The 23,019-nt window shown below is 53.1% G+C and carries 27 protein-coding genes; 10 read left to right on the top strand and 17 right to left on the bottom strand.

The genetic code is table 11. From position 1 onward, the window contains the following. Positions 1 to 36 precede the first annotated feature (36 nt). On the top strand, positions 37 to 1,233 hold the full coding sequence (locus RHJ80_RS10025; protein ID WP_310742734.1) for a GNAT family N-acetyltransferase: 1,197 nt from the start codon (positions 37 to 39) through the stop codon (positions 1,231 to 1,233). On the opposite strand, the gene nrdR is transcribed toward RHJ80_RS10025, so the two are convergent. Then, complete coding sequence (nrdR, locus tag RHJ80_RS10020) at positions 1,230 to 1,718, bottom strand: transcriptional regulator NrdR (protein WP_206200049.1); 489 nt, start codon at positions 1,716 to 1,718, stop codon at positions 1,230 to 1,232. The two genes, RHJ80_RS10025 and nrdR, sit on opposite strands and share 4 nt — an antisense overlap. A gap of 119 nt (positions 1,719 to 1,837) precedes the next feature. Here nrdR and RHJ80_RS10015 point away from each other — a divergent pair, with 119 nt between their 5' ends. From RHJ80_RS10015 to RHJ80_RS10005, 3 genes are all read left to right on the top strand, one after another. Further along, entirely contained in the window at positions 1,838 to 1,969 is a 132-nt protein-coding gene (locus tag RHJ80_RS10015) for a hypothetical protein (RefSeq protein ID WP_255451724.1), read from the top strand. 367 nt (positions 1,970 to 2,336) lie between these two features. Continuing rightward, positions 2,337 to 2,597, top strand: a complete 261-nt coding sequence (locus tag RHJ80_RS10010; protein WP_310800914.1) for a hypothetical protein — start codon at positions 2,337 to 2,339, stop codon at positions 2,595 to 2,597. Between the two features lie 140 nt (positions 2,598 to 2,737). Further along, entirely contained in the window at positions 2,738 to 4,876 is a 2,139-nt protein-coding gene (locus tag RHJ80_RS10005; RefSeq protein ID WP_310800913.1) for an EAL domain-containing protein, read from the top strand. Between the two features lie 29 nt (positions 4,877 to 4,905). Here the strand turns inward: RHJ80_RS10005 and RHJ80_RS10000 are convergent, their stop codons facing one another. The 5 genes from RHJ80_RS10000 to cofH form a co-directional block, all read right to left on the bottom strand. Continuing rightward, entirely contained in the window at positions 4,906 to 5,436 is a 531-nt protein-coding gene (locus tag RHJ80_RS10000; RefSeq protein ID WP_149819084.1) for a YqhA family protein, read from the bottom strand. A gap of 126 nt (positions 5,437 to 5,562) precedes the next feature. Continuing rightward, the gene (gene leuB, locus RHJ80_RS09995) at positions 5,563 to 6,648 is read right to left on the bottom strand and encodes a 3-isopropylmalate dehydrogenase (protein ID WP_206200046.1); all 1,086 of its coding nucleotides are present in this window, start codon (positions 6,646 to 6,648) and stop codon (positions 5,563 to 5,565) included. A 57-nt stretch (positions 6,649 to 6,705) separates the two neighbouring features. After that, complete coding sequence (locus tag RHJ80_RS09990) at positions 6,706 to 7,620, bottom strand: pentapeptide repeat-containing protein (RefSeq protein WP_302677693.1); 915 nt, start codon at positions 7,618 to 7,620, stop codon at positions 6,706 to 6,708. A gap of 58 nt (positions 7,621 to 7,678) precedes the next feature. Next, positions 7,679 to 9,307: a DUF3352 domain-containing protein gene (locus RHJ80_RS09985; protein ID WP_310800912.1), complete on the bottom strand. Its 1,629-nt coding sequence runs from the start codon at positions 9,305 to 9,307 to the stop codon at positions 7,679 to 7,681. Further along, on the bottom strand, positions 9,304 to 10,485 hold the full coding sequence (gene cofH / locus RHJ80_RS09980) for a 7,8-didemethyl-8-hydroxy-5-deazariboflavin synthase subunit CofH (RefSeq protein ID WP_310800911.1): 1,182 nt from the start codon (positions 10,483 to 10,485) through the stop codon (positions 9,304 to 9,306). The genes RHJ80_RS09985 and cofH overlap by 4 nt, the downstream gene beginning before the upstream one ends. 96 nt (positions 10,486 to 10,581) lie before the next feature. Between cofH and RHJ80_RS09975 the strand changes: the two genes are divergently transcribed. Next, positions 10,582 to 10,884 (top strand): carbon dioxide-concentrating mechanism protein CcmK, encoded by a 303-nt coding sequence (locus RHJ80_RS09975; protein WP_206201682.1) that lies wholly within the window; start codon positions 10,582 to 10,584, stop codon positions 10,882 to 10,884. Here the strand turns inward: RHJ80_RS09975 and RHJ80_RS09970 are convergent. The 7 genes from RHJ80_RS09970 to RHJ80_RS09940 are packed head-to-tail and all read right to left on the bottom strand — an operon-like array spanning position 10,802 to position 14,034. Next, complete coding sequence (locus RHJ80_RS09970) at positions 10,802 to 11,227, bottom strand: hypothetical protein (RefSeq protein ID WP_310800910.1); 426 nt, start codon at positions 11,225 to 11,227, stop codon at positions 10,802 to 10,804. The two genes, RHJ80_RS09975 and RHJ80_RS09970, sit on opposite strands and share 83 nt — an antisense overlap. Continuing rightward, the gene (locus tag RHJ80_RS09965) at positions 11,228 to 11,356 is read right to left on the bottom strand and encodes a hypothetical protein (RefSeq protein WP_310744507.1); all 129 of its coding nucleotides are present in this window, start codon (positions 11,354 to 11,356) and stop codon (positions 11,228 to 11,230) included. After that, a complete protein-coding gene (locus RHJ80_RS09960; RefSeq protein WP_310800909.1) occupies positions 11,349 to 11,507 on the bottom strand; it encodes a hypothetical protein in 159 nt (52 codons plus the stop codon). The genes RHJ80_RS09965 and RHJ80_RS09960 overlap by 8 nt, the downstream gene beginning before the upstream one ends. Before the next feature lie 4 nt (positions 11,508 to 11,511). Then, entirely contained in the window at positions 11,512 to 11,907 is a 396-nt protein-coding gene (locus tag RHJ80_RS09955; protein ID WP_206200040.1) for a Spy/CpxP family protein refolding chaperone, read from the bottom strand. Positions 11,908 to 11,952: 45 nt separating this feature from the next. After that, positions 11,953 to 12,660, bottom strand: coding sequence for a GUN4 domain-containing protein (locus RHJ80_RS09950; RefSeq protein ID WP_310800908.1), 708 nt, complete (start codon positions 12,658 to 12,660; stop codon positions 11,953 to 11,955). Continuing rightward, the gene (rfaE2, locus tag RHJ80_RS09945; protein WP_310800907.1) at positions 12,636 to 13,181 is read right to left on the bottom strand and encodes a D-glycero-beta-D-manno-heptose 1-phosphate adenylyltransferase; all 546 of its coding nucleotides are present in this window, start codon (positions 13,179 to 13,181) and stop codon (positions 12,636 to 12,638) included. Before rfaE2 ends, RHJ80_RS09950 begins: the two co-directional genes overlap by 25 nt. Then, positions 13,165 to 14,034, bottom strand: a complete 870-nt coding sequence (locus RHJ80_RS09940) for a branched-chain amino acid ABC transporter permease (protein WP_206200038.1) — start codon at positions 14,032 to 14,034, stop codon at positions 13,165 to 13,167. The genes rfaE2 and RHJ80_RS09940 overlap by 17 nt, the downstream gene beginning before the upstream one ends. A 343-nt stretch (positions 14,035 to 14,377) precedes the next feature. Here RHJ80_RS09940 and RHJ80_RS09935 point away from each other — a divergent pair, with 343 nt between their 5' ends. The 5 genes from RHJ80_RS09935 (at position 14,378) to ychF (ending at position 20,390) form a co-directional block, all read left to right on the top strand. Beyond that, on the top strand, positions 14,378 to 15,454 hold the full coding sequence (locus RHJ80_RS09935; protein WP_149819063.1) for a glycosyltransferase family 4 protein: 1,077 nt from the start codon (positions 14,378 to 14,380) through the stop codon (positions 15,452 to 15,454). Between the two features lie 59 nt (positions 15,455 to 15,513). Further along, a complete protein-coding gene (locus tag RHJ80_RS09930) occupies positions 15,514 to 16,872 on the top strand; it encodes a glycosyltransferase family 1 protein (RefSeq protein WP_206200037.1) in 1,359 nt (452 codons plus the stop codon). 168 nt (positions 16,873 to 17,040) lie between these two features. Next, a complete protein-coding gene (locus RHJ80_RS09925; protein ID WP_206200036.1) occupies positions 17,041 to 17,538 on the top strand; it encodes a DUF2085 domain-containing protein in 498 nt (165 codons plus the stop codon). Between the two features lie 109 nt (positions 17,539 to 17,647). Further along, entirely contained in the window at positions 17,648 to 19,063 is a 1,416-nt protein-coding gene (glnA, locus tag RHJ80_RS09920; RefSeq protein ID WP_206200035.1) for a type I glutamate--ammonia ligase, read from the top strand. 235 nt (positions 19,064 to 19,298) lie between these two features. After that, on the top strand, positions 19,299 to 20,390 hold the full coding sequence (gene ychF / locus RHJ80_RS09915; protein WP_206200034.1) for a redox-regulated ATPase YchF: 1,092 nt from the start codon (positions 19,299 to 19,301) through the stop codon (positions 20,388 to 20,390). A gap of 23 nt (positions 20,391 to 20,413) precedes the next feature. Here ychF and RHJ80_RS09910 read toward each other — a convergent pair whose 3' ends face one another. From RHJ80_RS09910 to rodA, 4 genes are all read right to left on the bottom strand, one after another. Next, positions 20,414 to 20,866, bottom strand: coding sequence for a diacylglycerol kinase family protein (locus RHJ80_RS09910; RefSeq protein WP_206200033.1), 453 nt, complete (start codon positions 20,864 to 20,866; stop codon positions 20,414 to 20,416). A gap of 128 nt (positions 20,867 to 20,994) precedes the next feature. After that, a complete protein-coding gene (gene ybeY, locus RHJ80_RS09905; RefSeq protein WP_206200032.1) occupies positions 20,995 to 21,483 on the bottom strand; it encodes an rRNA maturation RNase YbeY in 489 nt (162 codons plus the stop codon). 20 nt (positions 21,484 to 21,503) lie between these two features. Next, on the bottom strand, positions 21,504 to 21,671 hold the full coding sequence (locus RHJ80_RS09900) for a DUF3285 domain-containing protein (RefSeq protein ID WP_302677708.1): 168 nt from the start codon (positions 21,669 to 21,671) through the stop codon (positions 21,504 to 21,506). A gap of 54 nt (positions 21,672 to 21,725) precedes the next feature. Next, a complete protein-coding gene (rodA, locus tag RHJ80_RS09895) occupies positions 21,726 to 23,000 on the bottom strand; it encodes a rod shape-determining protein RodA (RefSeq protein WP_302677709.1) in 1,275 nt (424 codons plus the stop codon). Positions 23,001 to 23,019 lie beyond the last annotated feature (19 nt).

Raw genomic sequence — 23,019 nt, 5'->3', positions numbered from 1 at the left:
CTATAGTACAACAGAGACGCAGTTTCCCTGAGGGGTATGGCAGAGTTTGCAGCGGCACTGGCACCGGAGCTAACGATTCAGTGGGTGAATGCGATCGCCAGCGTTCCCGAGGAGCAGTGGGATGCTCTTGCGTTGCCCCTAGAAACCCCCTTCTTTGAATGGGAATGGCTGCACCAAATTGAAGCCTCTGGCAGTGCAACGCTGCAAACCGGTTGGCTCCCCCATCATCTCTTGGTTTGGCGCGATCGCCAAGGTCAGCGGGAACTGGTCGCTGCCGCTCCCCTCTATGTCAAAGGCCACAGTCAAGGGGAATTTGTCTTTGATCACCAATGGGCAGAGCTGGCGGCGCGGTTGGGCATTCGCTATTATCCGAAGCTGCTGGGGATGGCGCCCTTTACGCCGGCGGTGGGCTATCGCTTTCTCATGGCCGAGGGAGTGGATGTGGCTCTGATGACCAAGGTGATGCTCCACGAAATTGATCGCCTCTGTCAGCGTCACCGTTTTTCCAGTTGCCACTTTCTCTACGTCGATCCCCAATGGCAACCCGCTGCCGAAGCCTACGGTTATCGTGCGTGGCTCCACCACAGTTACATTTGGCAAAATCGCAACTATCAGACCTTTGACGACTATTTGGCGGACTTCAATGCCAACCAACGCCGCAACATCAAGCGGGAACGCAAGGCCGTGGCTCAAGCGGATCTCACGTTTCGGGTTCATCAGGGGGATGAGGTCAGCCGCAGCCTGTTGCGACAGATGTACGATTTCTATGCCGATACCTGCGACAAATTTGGCTGGTGGGGCAGCAAGTATCTAACACGGCAGTTTTTTGAAGCCCTCAGCGATCGCTATCGTCACCGCGTGGTGCTCTTTGCTGCCTATCCCAGCAATGGCAGTCAGCGTCCCATTGCCATGTCGTTTTGTATTACCAAGGGAGCCAATCTCTACGGTCGCTATTGGGGCAGTGCTCAGGAGATTGATTGCCTGCACTTCAATGCCTGTTACTATGAACCCATTGAATGGGCGATCGCCAACGGCATTCAGCGCTTTGATCCGGGGGCAGGCGGACGCCATAAAAAACGGCGGGGCTTCCCAGCGACGCCCAACTACAGCCTGCACCGCTTCTATGCACCGCAGTTAGCGCAAATTTTTGATCACTACATTGACCAGATCAATGACGAGGAGCAGCGGCTCATTGACACAATTAATGCCGACTTACCGATGAAGCAGCGCTAAGACTGGGAGGCCGTCACCAACTCTGGTGAAGCAGGGGTCTCTTGGAGATGGGCTAATTCGGCAACAAAATCACTAATCCCTTGGAACTGGCGATAGACCGAAGCAAAACGAACATAGGCCACTTCACTAAGATGACGCAGCCGTTGGAGTGCTGCTTCCCCCAATTCAGCGCTGGTGACTTCGCGGCGCGATCGCAACTGCAAATCCGCCTCAATATCATCTACGAGGGCTTCAATTTTTTGTTGGGGAATGTTGGTTTTGCCACAGGCGGTCATGATGCCCCGCAACAATTTTGAGCGATCAAAGGACTCGCGATCGCCATTGCGTTTAATGACCGTAATAGGAACGTACTCAATCCGCTCGTAGGTGGTGAAGCGACGGCTACATTGGAGGCACTCTCGACGCCGCCGAATACTCTGCCCCCCCTCTGCCGATCGAGACTCTAGAACCCGACTATCCGTATGGTGGCAATAGGGACACTGCATAGGGATCCCCGCTTATTTAGGCACCTGAGAGTATCATAGCCGATTCTTTCGAGCGATTAACATGCGCAAGGGCTGCGACAGCGTTTGTTAGGCTAGGGGTATCCATCGGGTATCCTGCCATGACCGATCCAAACCCCCAAAAGAAACGTAATCAACCCACGATCATTAACGTCGAGCCAGAAAATTTACTCCTCATTGTTGCCCTAAGCCTCTTTATTCCGCTGGTGATTGTGGGCTTTTTTGGGCACTAGGCTGAAAAAACCAACCGCCTTGCCGTTATCGTTCTGAAAAGAGTTTCGTTGCAACGACCCCTCAATGGCCGCAAAAAAGCCTAGAAGACCCTAAGGATTGACTATGACAAAAAAAATGTTAATGAATTATAAAGATAAGAGCAAAGGATGAGTCTAATCAATAAAAAGCAGCAAGAAATTAAAGAAAAATTTAGAACATTCCCTAGGATAGTGTAGCCCAAGCAACCCCTTTTCCCCGAGGTGCGTGGTAGGTTTTGAATGAAGCCAAAATTTTTCTATTGTTCCCTTGGCAAAGCAAGCGCTAAGTAATTATGGTACACCTATCCATTTCCCAGATTTATTACCTACGGCGCGCCGGTATGCGCCAATGCTCAAGCCTGTGATTGCTGAAGGGGCAGCACAGGTGGCTACGGCAGAAGCGGATCTAGGCGCTGTATTGGAGAGTCTTTATCCCGAGGCTGAGGAGTTGGCAACCGCCACCGAACAGTTGAGTCGGTTAATTCTTTTACATCAGAAAAAAGACCTCCTCTCTAGTGAGCAATATGAGGCAATCACTCGGCAAATTTTCTGGGTTTTGGGATTAAAATATACCTCATCAGAGGTAGGGCAACAATACAGTTACTGCTGAACCAGTCAGGTTAGAAAATACAAAAATCTGCGGGGTTGGCAAGGAAAATGTTGCAAGAGGCTCCAAAGGGAAGGGGTCTTTCAAGGGTCATTGGCTGGCTTCAGCTGTTATTTCCCAAACACCAAAGCTAGGATAGGATTATGGAGCACGATGCCTCGTTTTTGTTTCCTCAATTCGGTCGGCCAATCATGGGTGGGCAGGCGGGCTATGGATTTGATTTTCCAGCCAGTGCAGACCCCTACGAGTTGCTGCGGGGGGTTTGTGCCCGTTTACCTCTGCTGATCCTGTTCTATGACAATGAAGGGCAGATTTACTCCATTAACCAAGAGGTGACGACCCAGTTGGGCTGGGATACGGGGGACTTGCTCTCGCGGGATTTTTTGAGCCAGTGTTTTCCCGATCCAGAGACCCAGCGGCAAATTCGCTATTGGATGATTCATCCCCCCAGCGGTTGGCAGGAAGTACCTGTCCATGGTGCGGATAGCCAAGTCCGAGAGATGATCTGGGCTTTTGTGCGGTTTCCCAATGGGGCGGGGCTGATCTGCGGCTACAACATCACCGATATAAAGTTAACCCAAGCAGCGTTGCTGGAAACCAGCGATCGCTACGCGTTGCTCACCCGTGGCATCAATGATGGCATCTGGGACTGGAACTTGACGACCAATGAGACGTTTTATTCCTCGCGCTGGAAAAATATTCTCGGCTATCAGGATCACGAAATTGGCAACCACATTGACGATTGGCTCAAGCGGATACACCCCCAAGATGTTGAGCGGGTCAAATTGAATTTAATGCTCCATGTGCGCGGCCAAACCCCCCATTTCCACCAAGAGTTTCGCATTCAACATCGCAACGGCTCTTATCGCTGGGCGTTGGCACGGGGGCTGGTGTTGCGGGATGCCTACGGGAATGCCACGCGGGTTGCGGGTTCTCTGACCGATTTGACAGAACATCGCCTTGCCGAGGCACAGTTGCTCCATGATGCCCTCCATGACTCGCTGACGGGGCTAGCCAATCGCACGCTCCTCTTTGATCGCATTGAACAGGCGGCTCGCCATGGTCGGCGTCGTCCCGACTACAAGTTTGCCATTTTGTTCATTGACATTGATCGGTTCAAGGTCATTAACGACAGCCTTGGCCACAGTTGCGGTGACTTGATTTTGATTGAATTGGCCAATCGCCTCACCCGAATTGTGCGCCCCGATGACACGGTTGCTCGTATTGGCGGCGATGAGTTTGTGATTTTGCTGGATGATATTCGTGACAACAACGATGCTTTGGGGGTGTGCGATCGCATTCGCTGTGAACTCGATAAACCCTTTATGGTCAAAGATCAACCAATTACGCTGCGGGTGAGTATCGGCGTGGCCACGCGATCGCCCCACATTGAAAAAGCAGAAAACTACTTGCGCAATGCCGATATTGCCATGTATCGTGCCAAGCTGGCGGGGGGCAATCGCTATCAAGTCTTTAGTGAAGAAATGCATTTGATGGCGCGCGATCGCCTCTCCCTTGAAGTGGGGTTGCGCCAAGCTATTGAGCGGGATGAATTTACCCTCTTTTATCAGCCCATCTATCGTCTTAGTGATAATCGTCTCTACGGTTTTGAAGCCCTGATTCGCTGGCAACATCCCACCCAAGGTTTATTACTGCCCGATCGCTTCATTCCCCTTGCTGAGGAAACGGGACTGATTTTGCCCATTGGCGATTGGGTGATCTGGCGGGCTTGCCGCGATCTTCAGCACTGGCATGAGGCATTTCCCCAGGCTCAGCTTGCTGTGAATGTGAATTTATCGAATCGGCAACTGATGTACCCTGCCCTTTTGGAGCAAATCTCAGCCGCCTTGGCGCAAACCCAGATTCCCCCCCATTGCCTGCACCTCGAAATGACCGAAAGTGTAGGCATTGATCAGCCCGATCAGGTGCGCGACATATTACTTAAACTCAAGGCTCAAGACATCAAGCTCAGCCTCGATGACTTTGGCACGGGTTATTCTTCCCTGTGCTACTTGACCAATCTTCCCATTGACATCCTCAAAGTGGATCGCAGCTTTGTGAAGCTGATCACCGAAACTAGCCAAAAACACCTCGTCATTGATGCCATTGTCAGCCTTGCCAAGGGGCTAGAACTCGAAGTGATTGCCGAAGGGGTGGAGCATCCCTATCAAGTGACGCGACTGCGGGAACTGGGCTGTGACTATGCCCAAGGCTATTATTTCTCGCAACCCCTGAGTATTGAGCAGGTGGATGCCCTGTTGGCGCAGATTCATGCTACTTAGAAACACCATTTCTTGGAAACCCTAAGCATCTAGTGATGGGCTTCTGAACTGACGCGGTACATCAAGTATGTGCTGATGGCAATAATCAGAATTGCGGTGGCCAGATAGAGTAGGTCAAGGGGCGTTTTGACATTGAAGGCAATCAGTTGCTTAAAGAAAGTCACCACTAGAGCCATGACGATTGTTTTTAGCAGTTTATCCTTAAGCTGATCTAAGCTCTGAGCCTGCATCAGGGAAACATCAGTGGCGCGATCGCGAGCCAGACCCGCATCAATTTTAGAAATAAACAGTTCATAGATACCGAGGGCAAACAGCAACAAAATAATGCCAATTAAATACAAATCAATACCCGTGATGATGTAGCCAAGGGTTTTGATATAAATTGTGGAATCCCCATAATTGCGAAATTGGATGCCCAGCCCTAAAAGAATTTCATGACTGCCGAGAATAAATAGAGCAAAGGTACTGAGTAGGCTAAAAATGACGGGAATAATGACAAAAAGACGGAAATACCAGAGAAAAGGCTCAACAAGCCTCTCCAGTTGGGATAATCTTCGCATTACCAAGAGCACCAAAAGCTCCTAACATCCTAGCAGAGGCACTCGCCAATCAAAGAAGGTGGGCAATGTTGGGGGAGTAATAGCTAGGGGTTAGTAGTTGAAGATTACTAGCAAAGGAGTAGGAGCCTATTGGGATAATTCTTTAATCAAGAGGTTGCCCATTTCGCGACAGCCCACCAGCGTACAGCCCTCAGCCATTAAATCGCCAGTGCGGTAGCCTTGATCTAAAACAGCAGTAATCGCTTCTTCGATCGCTTGCGCTGCTGCTGGTTGGTTGAGGCCATAACGCAGCATCATGGCCGCACTGAGTACCATTGCCAAGGGATTCGCTTTGTCTTGGCCGGCAATGTCGGGCGCCGAGCCATGAACCGGTTCAAACAGACCCGGCCCGGATTCCCCTAGGCTGGCGGAGGGAAGCATACCAATACTGCCCGTGAGCATGGCAGCAATATCGGAGAGAATATCACCAAATAAGTTACTGGTGACAATTGTGTCAAACTGTTTCGGGGCACGCACCAGTTGCATTGCGGCATTGTCCACATAGAGGTGGCTGAGTTCCACATCGGGATATTCAGCGCTAAGCGCAGTCAGGCGATCGCGCCACAGTTGGGAAACTTCAAGGACATTGGCTTTATCCACCGAGCAGAGTTTGCCCTGCCGTTTGCGAGCCGTTTCAAAGGCCACGTGGCCAATGCGATCAATTTCCGTGGCGGTGTAGGCCATCGTATTCACCCCCCGCTGCTCACCCGTTTCCGTGGTGAAAATACCGCGCGGTTGACCAAAGTAAATGCCGCCAGTCAGTTCACGCACCACCATGAGATCCACGCCGGCAATCACTTCCGGCTTGAGGGACGAGGCATGGAGCAGCTGCGGAAAAATCTTGGCGGGGCGTAAGTTAGCAAATAAACCCAGACCAGCGCGAAGGGCAAGTAATCCCGTCTCCGGGCGCAGATGACGGGGTAAGCTATCCCACTGCGTTCCGCCAATGGCGGCTAAAAGCACGGCATCACTTTGCCGACAGGTTTCCAGCGTTGCTGCTGGCAAGGGTTCCCCCACAGCATCAATGGCAGAGCCGCCCACAAGGGCAGGAATAAAGTCAAAGGCCAATTCAAAGCGAGGGGCGATCGCCTGTAACACATCGAGGGCAACAGCCGTAATTTCTGGACCAATACCATCCCCGGCCAAAACAGCAATGCGATACGTGGTTGCCATGCCTGTCTCAAAATCACCGATCTTCTAATCTACACCAGCAGCGGTCTTCCCTTGAGGCTATTCCGAGAGATAGCCATCCGGCAAAATCGCCTCGCTCATATCCACAGCACTGAGATCAACGCCATTGAGGCTGGCACCGGTAAGAATCGCTTCAATGAGATTGGCTCCCCGCAGATCGGCACCGCTGAGATTCGCCCCCATTAAGTTGGCACCAATGAGAATCGCGGAACTAAGATCGGCTCCCCGCAACAGTGCTTGGGCAAGGCTCACTCCCCGTAAATCGGCACCAACAAGATTGGCTTTGTCCAAACAGGCATGGCGTAAGTTGGCTTCTTTGAAGGCCACTTCCCGCAAATGGGCTTCCTCAAGGCGGGCACGACGCAGATTCGCCCCAATCAGGACGGCTCGCTCTAAATTGGCTTGGTACAGATTGGTGGCACTGAGGTTGGCACCGCGCAAATTGGCCTGTACCAGTTGACTTTCCCGCAAGACGGCATCCGCAAGATCAGCGCCCCGCAGGTAGGCTTCCGTTAAGTTGGCACGGGTGAGGTTGGCACGTTCTAGCTCAGCAAGGGTAAGATCCGTGAGCGTCAAATTAGCATCCCGCAAAATCGCTTCACTCAGTTGGGCACCGGTGAGGTTGGCTTCACTGAGATCGGCATTGGCAAGGTTGGCACGGCTGAGATCCGCCCCCGTTAGGTTGGCCTTGCGCAACGACACCCAGCGGAGATCGGCACTGATTAAAATCACGCCCCGCAGATCCGCCCCCCGCAAATCCGCCTGACTAAGATTCACGCCAGTGAGAATTGCCCCCCGCAAATCAGCCCCTTGCAGGTTCGTGCTCTGTAGGGCAGCATCGGTGAGATCGGCACGGGAAAGATCAATGCCCGTCAAAATACACCGACTCAGGTTAGCACGGCGCAAGCGTACCCCGGCAAAGTCGCGATCGCCCACGCTATATCGTTTCAGCAAAACATCTGGTTCCACAGTAATTCAGTCATGTCCTTCAGTAGCAAATCTGCGTCTAGTTTTAGGGTTCCCCCGGCGTTGGCTGAACCTCCGGTGGTGAGAGGGGTTTTAGGCGAATTCGAGCCATGTAGTGGGTAAACTGATTATCTCGCACCCGACTGGTAATGCCTAGGGCAGCAAAGGGTTGGAGCGATCGCGCGATTTCAGGGGCTAACTGTGGCAACAGCAAGTTATTTTGCAACGGCGCCAAATCACTCAAATTGAGGTAAAACTGGGTGCCCTTGGGATGGGGCAGCACTGCACGATAGAGGGGAGAGTCAGCCAAGGAGCGCGTAGGGGGGGTACGCATATCCGTCAACGGGCCAAGTCCCAAAAAGAGGGTCTGGTCATTTAGCCAGCCATGCTGCCCCACCGGCAAACCCGGCGGAATGCGCCAAGTGGTGATCGGTTGCGGTTCTGTTGCCGTTTGTTGTACTTGCCACCGTAGGCGATCGCGAATTTGGGTATCGAGTTGGCTCAGGGTTTGACTCGCTTGGGGGCGATCGCCGGTCTGACTGAGAAAGAGCAAACTAGGGGCATTGCCTAGGGCGGGAACGGGCACAAAGGCAGCAGCAAATTCGCCATCCATCCAAGGCACAAAGGCCTGTTGCCAATCGAGGCCAGTGAGATCTTTAACCGTGCTGGCGATCGTCTCTTTCACTGAGGCGGGGGTATTCTGCCATAAATTCTTAAAGGAGCCTGTACCGTAAAAAGCAAGGGTCGTTTCAGGCACAAGACGACTAAGTTCACGGCTTTGACCTTCACTGACCAGGGCTGGATTCTGCTCAGGGCGCCAAGTCACCGCCTCCAATTCGATTTGCTCAGGGGTCATGTCTGCGGTGAGCACCATCCCTTGCAGTTCCCGCGGGGGTTCAGGCAGACTTCCTTCAGGGGCGGCCATCTGACTGGCTAAAAAGGCGGGTAGGTTCAAATAAAGTTCCACCAAAGGGCGATGATCCGATAACCCTTTCACTGCCTGTTGATAGGTGGGCTGGCTGCCAATGCCGTTGTTGGCTTGGGCGGTGGCAATGACTTGTTGCAGGGCGCTCTGGTGCTGACTCCAAATGATGTAGGCCTGATTCTCATGCGTAATAAGGGCGATCGCGCCGCTATCGGGGTCAGGGAGAATCCCCTTGGCCTTGAAGATTTTCACGCCGTTGATTTCTGTGATCGGCTCGCCAATGACGCTTTGCAGCAGTTGCTCCCCCATCGGTACATTTAGGGTCGGCACAATCCAAACGTGGGGCGGTACCGGCAATTCTCTGACGGACTCTGGGGTAATGGGCAACAAGACCACTGTGGCTTGGTCACCAATAAACGGGCGCACATCCTTGAGGTAATCCAGTTGCGCCAGATTCACCCCCTCTGGCGAGAGCGGATCATAGCTGGGGTTCAACCAAGGTTGGGCTTGTAACAGGCCACTTTTGGCAAGGGCTTCCCAAGGCTTGGGATCCGTGGGTAAAGTGAGGGTCAGTAGGGCGCTATTGGGGGCGATCGCCATTCCGGGCGCGATCGGACGTTGACTAAACCGTTGCCACAGGAAGACCCCCGCAGCGGCGGCTGCCCCGGCAATAACCACAGCAATACCCCCCACCAGCCAAGGGCGGAACCGACGGGGAGACTGAACCGAAGGCTGAGATTCCGTGGTCATCGCAACTCTCCAACGGGATGGTAAAGTGTGGTGCGCTGACATGGGGTTCGCCCTAAGGAGCCAATTGCGGCCACCAGATCTGCTGGACTAACGCCCGTGCCCCCCTGCGCTCCAGCCACTGAGGTAATGTGTTCTTCCATCAGTGTTCCCCCCAAATCATTACAGCCCCAATTCAGGGCCATGGTTGCCCCCTCAAGACCCAGTTTGACCCAACTAGGCTGATGGTTCGGAATCCATCGCCCTAAAAACAACCGTGCCACTGCCGTTAGCACCAATGTCGGTAATAACTGCGGTTGGTGGTGTCCTACCCATTGTCGCATTGCCTTGGGGGCAAGTTCCCCCACATAGGGCAGCAGAATAAACTCGGTAATTCGCGCGGGATAGTCGTGTTCCAAAGCCCTTTGCTGAAGTTGCTGTAGGTGTTGTAGGTGAGCCACCTGATCCGCTGGCGTTTCAATGTGGCCGCAGAGCATTGTGCTGGTCGTCCATACCCCCAAACGATGGGCGGTTTCAACAATCTCTAGCCATGTCGCGGTGTTCATTTTCTCAGGACAGATTTTTGAGCGCACCCGATCCACCAACACCTCCGCAGCGGTACCGGGCATGGAGTCCACCCCACTCTGATGCAGAACATCAATCACTTGGGCATAGGAGAGGCCATCCTCGCGGGCAATGAATTGAATTTCTTGGGGCGAAAAGGCGTGGAGATGGATTTCAGGAAAGGCCGTTTTAATGTCCCGCACGAGGGATTGGTAATAGCGCAAACTGGAGCCACATTCTTTAGCGGCTGGATTGAGTCCCCCCTGCATACAGATTTCCGTCGCCCCTTGGGCAACTGCATCAGCCACTTTGCTCAGGATCGTGTCAATGTCGAGCCAGTAGGCATCGGCAGCGGTGGCATCGCGACGAAAGGCACAAAAGCCACAGTGTTGCTCGCAGATATTCGTGAAGTTGATGTTGCGGTTGATCACATAGGTGACGGTGTCGCCTACCTGTTGTTGGCGCAGGCGATCGCTCGCGGTTTGTAGTGCCCTGAGGAGGGGGGGCAATGGTTCTTGAGGATCACTGCTTGCGGCTAAGGGAAGAGCGGCTGTCAAAAGGGTGAGGGCTTGTTGGGCAGAAATGCCATTGTTGGCAAGAGCCGCCTCTAGCTCAGCGATCGCCCCTATGGTCTGCATCGAATCTACTCCACCTTTAGGAAATTAGGTCACTCTTTCTTTAGCTTAAGCACAGCCCTTTTCTAAAATATGGGAGACGTGGAAGGGGGAATGGCAATGGCAGCAGAAGCGGTGGGCATGGTGCAGGTCTTGGGGTACCCGGCAGCCCTTGCTGTGGCCGATACCTTGGTCAAAGCAGCTCAGGTTACCCTTGTCAGTTGTGAGGGGATTGGTGCGGGTTATTGGACAGTGGTGATTCGGGGAGAGGTGGCGGACGTGAATGCAGCAGTTCGAGCAGCGCGATCGCTCAGTGGCCACGAGGTCATTTCCCATCAGATTATTGGCCGTCCCGATGGCAATCTCGAACCGGTTTTACCGATTGTAGTCCCGCAGCAGCCACCCGAGGATTTTCTACTTTAAGGTGTTTTTTTAAGGTGTTTTGAATGGGCGGCTGAGGTAGGAGCCGTCGCCCTGACCGTACTAGGCTATCAATGGCGGTAGCTGGAATAAAGTGAGCCACATTATGCTTTGTTTGAAAACAACCTAGGGCAGCCTCTAGATCCCCTTCAGCACCAATCCATTCCCAAAACTGAGGAAAAGCGGTTTGAATGTCCGCTAAATCAATCGTCATTTTGTGGGTTTTGTCCCGCAGAAAGAGTTCAATGTTGCTATTCACCGTATGGCAATCGTCCAAACACACCTCTAAGGGGTCAGCATTGGCTGGCAAGTTGAGCAAGATGCCCTCGCGGTATGCTTTCATCATCTAGATGCCATAGCGCTGACGGTAGCTGCGGGCAGCACTGAGGTCATCCCGCCGCAGGTGAACGTCGTAGGCGCGATCGCCATAGGTTTGATCGAGTCGTCCCAAAAACCAAGAAAGGCGATTATCCACTTCTAATGGGGCGATCGAGGTAGGCCAAACGCGCCTCACCGAGCAGGAATGTCCGCGACTCATGGGCACTGCTGAAATTGGTGATGAAGGTGGAAGCTTTGGCAAACGTGACCGAACCGCAGCGACCGGTACAGAGGACAAAAACGTTCATAACGCTAGCGGGATCCTTGCAGTTGCTTCACTTGCTCAGGGGTGAGAATTGTCAGCATTTCGACGCGGGTATCCTGCATCACCTTCGAGAGTTGTGTCTTTTGATCAGGGCGCAACGAAACGGCGTCCATGGCTTCACCGGTAGATTTCCCCTGTTTGATGGCATTGCGAAAGATGCGCTGCTGGTCACGATCCAAAATTCTCAGGATGCGATCGTTGGTGCGCAGGGTTAGCCGCAGCACCGCCTGTTTTTGCTCAACACTGAGATTGAGTTTTTTCATTTGCTCAGCGGTCAATAGGCCGCCACTGGTTTGAGCCATCACCTGAGGTGGAATGACTGTGCCACTGATGCCAATAATCAAGGCGATCGCCACCATGAATCGCTGAATATTCTTTTTCATCGCTGCCACCTCACCACTGCTGCTACGCTTGTTGCTACCCCTATTCTAGGCTGTCCAAGCGGGATGATTGAGAAGAGCGTTGATCACCTGTACACCCCGCAGTTGATTGGTCAGGGGTAAATGGCCGCGCGGGGCACTCAAGTCCCAGATAAATTCATTCGGATAGCGCGGCCACCGCTTGCCCTGCCGCCAGCCAATTTTCTCCCACAGCCGATCCCAGTTTTGACCGCAGCCTAGCCACAGTTGCCGTTGCACCGAATAGCCAAAGCGGCCTAGGGAAAAGGCCAGCCATAGCTGATCAATGGTTTGCAAATCCACAATTGGCAACTGCTCCACCTCGGTGAAATACAGCCAGCGGCGTTTTTGTGCCATCGGGCCTGCCAGTTCACAGAGCTTTTGGCTGGTTAGGCGATCGGCGGCTTCAAATTTTTCGGCCACTAGGAGTTCAGCCAGTTCTCGATAGTCCACCCCGCGATCGGAGCGCAGCGGGATCACCCCTTGGGGATAGTGTTGTTGCAAAAAGGCTTGCACAGAGGCTTCTGGGCTGTGGAATAGGAGACGATAGGCCTGACCGCGAATCCAAGGGGCGGGTGGGGGGGAAAAGGTGGCACTGTCTTTGAGGAATTCCTGCAAGAGGTGATAGCCTTCACTGCCTGCCGTACTCAGGGTGGTCATGGCGGCCAGTTGGGATTTTTCGTTGCCGTTGTACAACTGCTCCCGTAAATCGGCTAAGGCTGGTTCTGTGGTAACCATGCGCCCGGTGACTCCTCCCCATGCAACTCTAAAATGCGTTGGACGATCGCCGTTGTCGAACTGGGAACCTCTACTTGAATGAGTTCAATGCGACCACCATAGCGCTGCACAGCCGCCGCTTCCGGTAGGGTCTCCAGTTGGTAATGGCCCCCCTTGACGTAGATCTCCGGTTGGAGAACCTCGATTAGGGTCGTGGCAGTGCGATCGCTAAATAGCACTACCGCATCTACTGATCGTAAACTAGCCAGCACCTCTGCCCGCTGCTGTTCGGGAATAATTGGCCGTTTTGGCTTTAGAGTTGCCACGGAGCGATCGCTATTCAACCCCACCACCAAGCGTTTACCCAGGGCACGGGCTGCCGCCAGATAGCGCACATGACCCGCATGGATCAGGTCAAAACAGCCGTTGGTAAACACCAAGGGGCGCCAGTCTTGGGGCGCAGCATTGATCGTAGCCACAAGGGCTTCAAGGGTGTAAAGGTTCAGGGGACTTCTCCTAAGAACACTAACTGAGTGTGCCACGAAATAGCCCTTGGGGACGTACTAAAAGCACCGCCATCATGATCACTAGGGCAACGGCCAGCTTGTATTCAGAAGGAATCATCAGGGTACTCATCTCCTGAGCCACGCCAATAATCAGGGCGCCAGCGATCGCCCCGTAGGGATTGCCAATGCCACCGAGAATCACACTGGCAAACAGGGGCAAGATCAAAAACCAGCCCATCGTCGGCCGCACAGCCGTAATCAGGCCATAGAGACCCCCGGCCACCCCCGTGAGCACCCCCGCCAACAGCCAAGTACACAGCACCACCCACTCAACATCAATCCCCGAAACCCGCGCTAAATCTAAATCATCTGCCACCGCTCGCATGGCTTTGCCCACCTTGGTGCGTTGCAGGATCAAGTGCACAGTAGCGATCGCCACCACTGCCAAAATCATGACAATCACCTTCGCGTAAATAATTTTCACGCCCCAAAAATCAAGGGCAGGCATCACTGGCAGCCGATAGGTTTGGTTTTCACTGCCCCAGATGAGAATCACGGCATTGCGCAGCAGAAACGACAGACCAATGGAAATAATAATCAGTGTTGTGGAAGTTGCGCGGCGATCGCGCATCGGCTGCCACAGGAGCTTCTCACTCAGGAGCATCAACCCTGCCGTTCCCAAGCCACCGATCGCCATTGAGAGCCAAATATCCAGTCCTGTTGCATTAGCCACCAGCGTTAGGTAGGCTCCCGCCGTCATAAAGTCGCCGTGGGCAAAATTGGGCAGGCGCAAAATCCCAAATGTGAGCGTCAAACCCACTGCTGCGAGGGCAATAATACTGCCCACCGCCAATCCGTTAACAAAGAGTTGAATCAGTTGAATATCCATGAACGATTGCGACTAAAATTTGAGAAAACGTGAAAGGGGCAGCACCTGCTCATAGAATAGCGATCAGTGGGGTGTTTAGACGAGAGCATTTTCTCTCACTGGAAAAAGTGAGTTCTATCTCGAAAGCTTCAAGCCAAACCCAAGATTATATCTTGATTTATACTGCCAAAATGTAGCGACAATAACAAATAATAGTACGGATTCCCGAAGTTTCAGGTAGGGATTTACCCCCTTGGTCTTTTTCAGTGAGATTGCGTACCGTTGAGGCAGCCATGCTGCTGAGTCAATCGCGCGATTAGCATCAAGGCAGCGGTGACCAACCGTATTGTTCGAGGAGGCTTGTATGCGCATTGCTCAAATTGCACCGCTGTGGGAACGGGTACCGCCGCCAGCCTACGGGGGTGTGGAGTTGGTGGTGAGTCTGCTCACAGAAGAGTTAGTCAAGCGAGGGCACGAGGTCACGCTGTTTGCCAGTGGCGATTCCATTACCCAAGCCAAATTGGTTTCCACCTATCCCCACGCCATTCGCCTCGATCCCAATGTGCAGGAATATGCCGTCTATGAAGCCCTGCAACTGGGAGAAGTCTTTAGTCGCGCCAATGAATTTGATGTCATCCATTCCCATGTGGGCTATACGGCTTTACCCTACGCCAGCCTGGTGAAAACACCCGTTGTTCACACGCTCCATGGTCGCTTTACGACGGATAATGAGCGCATTTTCAGCCAATATCGCAACCAAAACTATGTCAGTATTTCCCATTCCCAGCGGCAACTACGGGATTTGAACTACATTGCCACGGTCTATAACGCCATTGCCGTGGAAACCCATCACTTCTATTCCCAGCCCAGCGATCCACCCTATTTGGCCTTCTTGGGACGGCTCTCGCCGGAAAAAGGCCCTCACCATGCCATTGAAATTGCTAAGCGAGTGGGCATCCCCCTGCGGATGGCCGGCAAAGTGGATCGGGTGGATCGCGACTACTTCAAGGAATTGATTGAACCCCACATTGATGGTGAATTGATCCAATTTATCGGCGAAGCAGATCATCCAACCAAAAATGCTCTCCTAGGTGGAGCGATCGCCATGCTCTTTCCGATTACGTGGCAGGAACCCTTTGGCCTAGTGATGATTGAGTCCATGGCAGCCGGTACGCCAGTGGTGGCGATCGCCAAGGGGGCAGCGCCTGAAGTGATTGAGCACGGCAAAACCGGTTTTCTGTGTCACTCCGTTGACGAATGTGTGGCGGCTGTTGCCCAAGTGCCGCAACTGGATCGCATGGCCTGTCGAGACTATGTTTGGCAGCGGTTCAGTGTTGAACGGATGGTGAGCGAGTATGAAGCAGTCTATGATACCGTTCTCGCCGACACCTTTGTCCATAATGGACATCGTAGGGGGACGATTGAACTGCTGGCCAGTTAGGTGTATCCCTGAACCCTGTGCAAAAGTGTTTCTTTGAGCGTTATTCAAAAGGTGTATTTATGCAAGCATTATCAACCCGTACAGCAAAAAATACACTTCCTCGGGCGTTTGCCATGCCCCAACCGCAGGTGCCTGCCCGTCAACCCATTGCCTTGATTTCTGTGCATGGGGATCCCGCCGCTGATGTCGGCCATGAATCCGCCGGTGGTCAAAATATCTATGTACGGCAATTGGGGGAAGCCCTCGCGGCAGCCGGGTGGCACGTGGATATGTTTACCCGCAAAATTCATCCCGATGACCCCGATGTCATTGAGCACAGTCCCCACTGTCGCACCATTCGCCTCGAGGCAGGGCCTTTGACCTATATTCCGCGTGAGAAACTCTTTGAGACCTTGCCGAAGTTTGTCGAAGCCTTCAAGGCTTACCATGCCAAATATGGCTATCCCCTGATCCACACCAATTACTGGCTCTCTGGCTGGGTGGGTTGGCAGTTGCGTCAGGAGTTGAATTTCCAATGGCTGCACACCTACCATTCCTTGGGGGTGGTGAAATATCAAGTGGCTTCTGAGCAAGCCCAACGGGATGAAACCCGCCTCATGGTGGAAAAAGCCATCCTTGAAAATGCCGACTGTGTGATTGTGACTAGCCCCCAAGAGGAAGCCTACCTACGGCGTTGGGTCTCCAAGGCAGGGCAAACACGTCTGATTCCCTGTGGCACGAATTTGCATCTCTTTTACCCCGTGGCCGATGCCCGTGCCCAACTGAATTTGCCTGCCGATGAGCCGATTGTGCTCTATGTGGGTCGCTTTGATCGCCGCAAAGGCATTGAAACGCTGGTGGCAGCGATGGCTCAGGTACCCCAAGGGCGGTTACTGCTTGTGGGGGGGAGTGATCCGCAGCGCAGTGATGGTGCCGAACGGCGGCGCATTGAAGGATTAGTGCAGGAGTACAACTTGGGCGATCGCGTGACCTTTGTCGGGCAAATTGACCATGAGCGCTTGGCGGTTTACTACAGTGCTGCCAATGTCTGCGTTGTGCCCAGCTACTATGAACCCTTTGGCTTGGTGGCCATTGAAGCCATGGCCTGTGGCACGCCGGTGATTGCCTCTGCGGTTGGGGGTCTGCAATTCACGGTGATTCCCGAAAAAACAGGGCTACTGGTGCCGCCTCAGGATGCTCCTGCCTTGGCCAAGGCCATTCAGCGTATCTTGGCTAATCCAGCTTGGGCGCGTACCCTTGGGGAAAATGGCCGCGAGCGGGTGCAAGCCCTCTTCAACTGGGAAGCGATCGCCCTCCAGATGGGGCAACTGTACCGGCAACTCTTTGCTGCCTCCCTCATGGGAAATTCACCGCGCTTAGAGACGGTTAAGAACACAGCCCCACTGACAACCGTGACCAAAGCTGCCTTAGCCTCCTAAGCTTCTTAATGACGTGGCAGAGTGGTTGAGGACAAGATTAAGCAGCATTCCCGTGTGGAGGGATCATCTCTATCTCGCCGCTCTGCCCAATTACTGATTGCCCTTGCTGTGAACAATTTGTTAAATTCTAGGGGGTTGTTTATCATTTTGTATCATTTCTAACATCCAATGGTGCGGTGGCGATCGCTTTCTCCTCTATGGCCTGATGTCATTCTGGCGGCACTGATTCTAGGTCCTTTGTTTGCGCCTTTCTTGGCCGCTAGTCATTTTCTTTTCTTGCCTAAAATTGCCCACATTATCTACACGATGGGCAATCATGTATGTCCACAGCCAGAAATGGGCTTGATGCTCGCTCCCCCTTGGAAAATGGCGGTGTGCATGCGCTGCTATGGCACCCTTTTGGGCGTTCTCCTCACCCGTTGGTGGATTGAGCGTTCCACCACTGCCCGCGAGTGGTACTGGCTGCCGCAGTATGGTCTGGGGGGCTTTTTAGTGGCGGTGTTGTTAATGCTGTTTTATCCCCTTGAGTGGGCACTGCAACACTATGGCGTCTGGGGCTATTCCAATTGGATTGTCTTTCCCTTTGGGGCGATCGCGGGACTGGGCTTGGGATTACTGATCATGCCCCTGTTATATCCCAAACAGCGCCTTGCTACCTCCCGCTAGGGAGCAAACACCGAAATTTTGGTAGCCTCCGATACAAAAATTAACTGGGGCAACTTTCTACCATAGATTGTCGCTGTGGTGCGCCCAATACAGAAGGAGTAACCTATACATGGCAACGCCCCAAGAAATCTTGAATTTGATCAACAGCAAGTACGAGCTCATCGACTTGAAATTTATTGACATGCCCGGCACGTGGCAACACCTGACGGTTCACAAGAGCCAAATTGACGAACGTTCATTTACCGAGGGTGTGCCCTTCGACGGCTCCAGTATTCGCGGTTGGAAAGCGATCAACGAATCCGACATGGTGATGGTGCCGGATCCGGATACGGCGTGGGAAGACCCCTTCATGAAAGAACCCACCCTGAGCATGATTTGCACCATCAAAGATCCGCGCACCGGAGAACTCTACGATCGCTGCCCGCGCTCCATTGCCACCCGTGCCATTGAGTACCTAAAAGCCACCGGCATTGGCGATACGGCTTACTTTGGCCCCGAAGCCGAGTTCTTTATTTTCGATGACGTTCGCTACGACCAAAACCAAAAGTCTGGCTACTACTACGTTGATAGTATTGAAGGTCTTTGGAACACTGGCCGCGAAGAAGAAGGGGGCAACCTCGGCTACAAAATCCGTAGCAAAGAGGGCTACTTCCCCGTTGCGCCCACAGATACGCTGCAAGACCTGCGCACAGAAATGCTCTTGACGATGGCCAAGTGCGGTGTACCCATCGAAAAACATCACCACGAAGTGGCCACAGCCGGTCAGTGCGAGCTGGGTTTCCGCTTTGGCACCCTCATTCAAGCCGCCGACTGGCTGATGACCTATAAGTACTGTGTCAAGAATGTTGCCCGCAAGCACGGCAAAGTGGCAACCTTTATGCCCAAGCCTGTCTTCAACGACAATGGTTCGGGGATGCACACCCACCAGTCGATTTGGAAAGATGGTCAGCCCCTGTTCTGGGGCGAGGGCTACGCCAATTTGAGCCAAATTGCCCTCTGGTACATTGGTGGTCTTCTCAAGCACGCTCCAGCGCTGTTGGCCTTTACCAACCCGACAACGAACTCCTACAAACGACTGGTTCCCGGCTTTGAAGCCCCCGTGAACCTTGCCTATTCCCAAGGCAACCGCTCTGCCTCTGTGCGGATTCCTCTCACTGGTGCCAATCCCAAAGCGAAGCGCCTAGAGTTTCGTTGCCCCGATGCCACAAGTAACCCCTACCTTGCCTTTGCGGCGATGCTGTGTGCAGGGATTGATGGCATCAAGAATCAAATTGATCCGGGTAGCCCCTTGGATGTTGATATCTATGACCTCAGCCCCGAAGAACTGGCCAAAATTCCCTCCACCCCCGGTTCACTCATGGCGGCTCTGGAAAACCTGCAAAAGGATCATAGCTTCCTCACAGCGGGCGGTGTCTTTAGCGAAGACTTTATCCTCAACTGGATTCAGTACAAGCTGGACACAGAAGTGATTCCCATGTCCCTGCGTCCTCACCCCTATGAATTCACCCTCTACTTTGATGCCTAGGGCAGTGAATCGCTAGAGCCTTGCATTTAGGGATATAGCACTTAGAGGCACTCATCAAGGGTTGCCTCTTTTATTTTTGCTGCCGATTCTTCTCTGACAGCGGTTTTGAGTGTGCCCGTAGTTGCCTAGGGCTGGAATTTCTGATAAGTTGGGGTGTTATTAAAAATTAATATTCCCATTTTTGAGTGTCATGTTTGGGAAAAATCTTTCCTTAAGAATGAGGTTGTAGGGTCTGATGCTACGCGCGGGAATTGTCGGCCTACCGAATGTGGGCAAATCAACGCTGTTTAATGCCCTTGTGGCCAATGCTAAGGCCGAGGCGGCCAATTTTCCGTTTTGTACGATTGAACCCAATGTCGGTGTGGTGGCCGTCCCCGATGAACGGCTGGAGGTATTGGCAAAAATTTCCCAATCAGCGCAGATCGTGCCGACGCGGGTGGAGTTTGTGGATATTGCGGGTTTGGTGAAGGGAGCCAGTAAAGGGGAAGGATTGGGCAACCAGTTCTTGGCAAATATTCGCGAGGTGGATGCCATTGTGCACGTGGTGCGCTGCTTTGAAGATGAGGATATTGTCCACGTGGCAGGTCGCGTCAATCCTGTCGAGGATATTGCGGTCATTAACTTAGAGTTGGCACTGGCGGATTTAGCGCAAATCGAAAAGCGTATTGAACGTACCCGTAAGGCAGCGCGATCGCAAAAAGAGGCACAGATTGAACTCACGGCTCTTGAAAAGCTCCTTAGCGTGCTCAATGAGGGGCAGCCGGCTCGTCTGTGTCAACTGACGGAGGACGAAGAAGCCGCCATTCGCTTTCTGGGATTGCTCACCCGTAAGCCCGTGATCTATGCCGCTAATGTGGCTGAGCAGGATTTGGCCACTGGCAATGAATGGACAAGGGCGGTTCAGGAGATTGCCCAGCGGGAGGGGGCGGAGGTGGTGATTGTCTCGGCTCAGGTGGAGGCTGAACTTGTGGATTTGCCCGAGGGCGATCGCGCCGAGTATCTCGCCAGTCTTGGCGTCAGTGAAGGGGGCTTGCGATCGCTGATTCGCTCAACCTACAAGTTGCTGGGTCTGCAAACCTTTTTTACTACAGGGCCTAAGGAAACTCGAGCGTGGACGATTCCCGCCGGTGCCAAAGCCCCCCAAGCCGCAGGCGTTATTCACAGTGACTTTGAGCGGGGTTTTATTCGCGCTGAGACGGTGAGCTACACAGACCTAGTGGCCTGCCAGTCCATGACGGTGGCTAAGGAAAAAGGCCTAGTCCGCAGTGAAGGCAAAGACTACGTTGTGCAGGAGGGGGATGTGATGCTCTTCCGCTTTAATGTTTAGCCCCTCCTGATTGGATGACAAGTTTATAGCAACGTTCCCACAATCGGATAAACCAAGGGGGGTACAATTAAGGCCATCGCCACCCCCACCGCTGCGATCGCACTGAGCAGAACCGCACCAGCGGCACAATCTTTGGCAATGCGGGCAAGCTCGTGATATTCCTTGCCAACGGTGAGATCCACCACCGCTTCAAGAGCCGTATTCAGCAGCTCTAGCCCCATGACAATCCCAATCGTGAGCAAAATCACTGCCACCTCAACGGGGGGAAGTTTTAGCAAACCACTGAGGGCGATCGCGCTAAGACCAACTGCGGTGTGAATCCGAAAATTGCGCTGAGTCTGAAAGGTATAGACCACCCCCGCCCATGCATAACGGAAACTATTCAGTAAAGAGGGCGCCACACGGTAGGAGCGCTGTCGCAGTATGGTTATCCCTGATGTTTTCTCAGCATAGGTGGCAAGAACTTTTTGTGTCATAACGTTACCCATCACACCAAACATTGGTCTTTAAGTGTTGACGCTGGATTCCATACGCCTTAAAAAGTTTTTCAAAAAATTTGGCTGTTAACGCCTCCCATTTAAGCACATCCTTTGGGATTTCGTTCCTATGGATTATCGGGAGAATAGGGAGGGGTAAGACCCACTGCCCTAAGACACTCAGCCTGCTGAGCCAGCATCCGTGCCAATTGCGTCTCATCGGGATGATCCCAGCCCAAAAGATGGAGTAGGCCATGGCAAGCCAGCCAAGTCACTTCTATGGATAGAGAATACCCCCTTTCCCTGGCTTGCTTTCGGGCAGTGTCGCCAGAAATAATGATGTCGCCAAGGTATTCAGGTTCCTCTAGGGGCAGCGGCAGAGCGTCATCGCGGGTGGCAAAGGCGAGTACATCCGTAGGGGTGTCGCGATCGCGATACTGATGATTAAGTACCTGAATTTCAGCATCCGTCGTCAAACGCAGTGTTACCTCATAGGCCTTACCTTGGTTTGGTTCAACCATGGCAATCCACGTGCGAAACCACACTTGCCAAGGAAGTTCTGCCACCTCATTGCTCAGGGAAGGATCGTGAAGTTCTAGATAGACGGTAACCGTCATTTGTTTTTGCTGTGTTCTCACTAGCGGGTGAGGTAGGACAAGCCCACCAACAACGCCAACAGACCGATACTCGTGAGGGCAAAATGGATCAGAGATTTGCCCCCCTTGCGCACCATGTTCCGCATGGCCAATTTGACATAACTGGGCTGCTCGACAGGGGAGGACGTGGGTTCTGGGGACTCGCTCATGGGATTTCACTGCTATTGGCAATCTTCATGAATTTTAACAAAGAGTGCTTGACTTCAGTAGCGCGATCGCGGGCGATGATTGGCCACTGATTGCACGAGCCCCAAACCAATATAGGTTGCCAAAAGGGCAGAACGGCCATAGCTGAGGAAAGGCAAGGGAATGCCCGTCACAGGAAATAGGTTCATGGTCATGCCGATATTGACCACCGCTTGGAACATCAACATGGCAAAAAGACCGATCGCCAGCAGCGAGCCGAAATCATTGCGGGCACTATTGGCAATTTGCAATAGCCGCAGGCCAATCAACCAAAACAGTCCCAAAACCAGCAGCCCCCCCAAAAAGCCTAATTCCTCACCGATGACGGAAAAAATAAAGTCCGTGTGCTGCTCAGGGATAAACCCCAACTGTGTCTGTGTCCCGTGAAACAGACCTCGCCCCCACAGTCCACCGGCACCAATGGCAATGCGGGACTGAATCAGGTGATAGCCCGCCCCCAAGGGGTCCTTATCGGGATCTAAAAACATTAAGAGGCGATCCTTTTGATAGTCCTTCAGCACACTCCACAGCAACTGTCCTAGACCGGCACCTGAAAGGTTCAAAACAATGCCGCCGATCGCCCCAATCCACCCCAAGGGCAGGTTTTGCCATGCCACAACCCCCATCCCTAATGTCCACAAAAACCACAGCACCAAATTCAGTTCATAGGGCAGGGGTAGGGCAAAGAGAATCGCCGCCACCAAAGGGGAGAGCATGAGCACAATCCAGCCCAAACGGGCATTGGCCCAATAGAGCATGCCCAAGGTGATGGCGCCAAAAACAAGGGAGGTCCCCAGATCAGGTTCCGATAAGATCAACCCTAGGGGCAAGACCGTTACCGCAAACACCCGTAGAATGCCGCTGAGGCCATTGGCAGGCACCCGCTGGAGTAGGGCAGCTTGGGTGAGGATGATCGAGATTTTAGCAAATTCTGAAGGCTGGAGGTTAAAGCCCGCAATGGGCAGCCAACTTTGGGCACCGTTAGCTTCAACACCAAATAAGCTTACAGCTAGTAGGAGGGCACAACTGATACCATAGACCCACCAATGGACTGAGATAAAGACCGATGTCGGCACCCGTGCCAGTAGGAAAAGCAAAATCGTCCCCACGCTCGCGATCGCCAGATGTTGGAAGCCATCCTTTTCGCCAATGTGCAGCTCGGCACTGTGAATGGCCACTGCCCCCAACAGCGTAATCAGCCATACGGCAATTAAAAGGAGCCAATCCATCCCCCGCCAAGGGTGGAGCCAAGCAGACCAGCGGCGTTGCCATAGCCGAGTTGTCCAAAACATCGCCCAATATCCTTCGTTC

It is taken from the genome of Thermosynechococcus sp. QS41 (genome assembly GCF_031583515.1).
Classification (GTDB): Bacteria; Cyanobacteriota; Cyanobacteriia; order Thermosynechococcales; family Thermosynechococcaceae; genus Thermosynechococcus.
This window is presented reverse-complemented; position numbering and strand designations above follow the sequence as displayed.

What these genes read in the sequence shown, in the direction of transcription:
- RHJ80_RS10025 (WP_310742734.1), top strand. Translation starts at nt 37, where the DNA reads ATGGCAGAGTTTGCAGCGGCACTGGCACCGGAGCTAACGATTCAGTGG.
- nrdR (WP_206200049.1), bottom strand. Translation starts at nt 1,718, where the DNA reads ATGCAGTGTCCCTATTGCCACCATACGGATAGTCGGGTTCTAGAGTCT.
- RHJ80_RS10015 (WP_255451724.1), top strand. Translation starts at nt 1,838, where the DNA reads ATGACCGATCCAAACCCCCAAAAGAAACGTAATCAACCCACGATCATT.
- RHJ80_RS10010 (WP_310800914.1), top strand. Translation starts at nt 2,337, where the DNA reads ATGCTCAAGCCTGTGATTGCTGAAGGGGCAGCACAGGTGGCTACGGCA.
- RHJ80_RS10005 (WP_310800913.1), top strand. Translation starts at nt 2,738, where the DNA reads ATGGAGCACGATGCCTCGTTTTTGTTTCCTCAATTCGGTCGGCCAATC.
- RHJ80_RS10000 (WP_149819084.1), bottom strand. Translation starts at nt 5,436, where the DNA reads ATGCGAAGATTATCCCAACTGGAGAGGCTTGTTGAGCCTTTTCTCTGG.
- leuB (WP_206200046.1), bottom strand. Translation starts at nt 6,648, where the DNA reads ATGGCAACCACGTATCGCATTGCTGTTTTGGCCGGGGATGGTATTGGT.
- RHJ80_RS09985 (WP_310800912.1), bottom strand. Translation starts at nt 9,307, where the DNA reads ATGACCACGGAATCTCAGCCTTCGGTTCAGTCTCCCCGTCGGTTCCGC.
- cofH (WP_310800911.1), bottom strand. Translation starts at nt 10,485, where the DNA reads ATGCAGACCATAGGGGCGATCGCTGAGCTAGAGGCGGCTCTTGCCAAC.
- RHJ80_RS09975 (WP_206201682.1), top strand. Translation starts at nt 10,582, where the DNA reads ATGGCAGCAGAAGCGGTGGGCATGGTGCAGGTCTTGGGGTACCCGGCA.
- RHJ80_RS09970 (WP_310800910.1), bottom strand. Translation starts at nt 11,227, where the DNA reads ATGATGAAAGCATACCGCGAGGGCATCTTGCTCAACTTGCCAGCCAAT.
- RHJ80_RS09960 (WP_310800909.1), bottom strand. Translation starts at nt 11,507, where the DNA reads ATGAACGTTTTTGTCCTCTGTACCGGTCGCTGCGGTTCGGTCACGTTT.
- RHJ80_RS09955 (WP_206200040.1), bottom strand. Translation starts at nt 11,907, where the DNA reads ATGAAAAAGAATATTCAGCGATTCATGGTGGCGATCGCCTTGATTATT.
- RHJ80_RS09950 (WP_310800908.1), bottom strand. Translation starts at nt 12,660, where the DNA reads ATGGTTACCACAGAACCAGCCTTAGCCGATTTACGGGAGCAGTTGTAC.
- RHJ80_RS09940 (WP_206200038.1), bottom strand. Translation starts at nt 14,034, where the DNA reads ATGGATATTCAACTGATTCAACTCTTTGTTAACGGATTGGCGGTGGGC.
- RHJ80_RS09935 (WP_149819063.1), top strand. Translation starts at nt 14,378, where the DNA reads ATGCGCATTGCTCAAATTGCACCGCTGTGGGAACGGGTACCGCCGCCA.
- RHJ80_RS09930 (WP_206200037.1), top strand. Translation starts at nt 15,514, where the DNA reads ATGCAAGCATTATCAACCCGTACAGCAAAAAATACACTTCCTCGGGCG.
- RHJ80_RS09925 (WP_206200036.1), top strand. Translation starts at nt 17,041, where the DNA reads ATGGTGCGGTGGCGATCGCTTTCTCCTCTATGGCCTGATGTCATTCTG.
- glnA (WP_206200035.1), top strand. Translation starts at nt 17,648, where the DNA reads ATGGCAACGCCCCAAGAAATCTTGAATTTGATCAACAGCAAGTACGAG.
- ychF (WP_206200034.1), top strand. Translation starts at nt 19,299, where the DNA reads ATGCTACGCGCGGGAATTGTCGGCCTACCGAATGTGGGCAAATCAACG.
- RHJ80_RS09910 (WP_206200033.1), bottom strand. Translation starts at nt 20,866, where the DNA reads ATGACACAAAAAGTTCTTGCCACCTATGCTGAGAAAACATCAGGGATA.
- ybeY (WP_206200032.1), bottom strand. Translation starts at nt 21,483, where the DNA reads ATGACGGTTACCGTCTATCTAGAACTTCACGATCCTTCCCTGAGCAAT.
- RHJ80_RS09900 (WP_302677708.1), bottom strand. Translation starts at nt 21,671, where the DNA reads ATGAGCGAGTCCCCAGAACCCACGTCCTCCCCTGTCGAGCAGCCCAGT.
- rodA (WP_302677709.1), bottom strand. Translation starts at nt 23,000, where the DNA reads ATGTTTTGGACAACTCGGCTATGGCAACGCCGCTGGTCTGCTTGGCTC.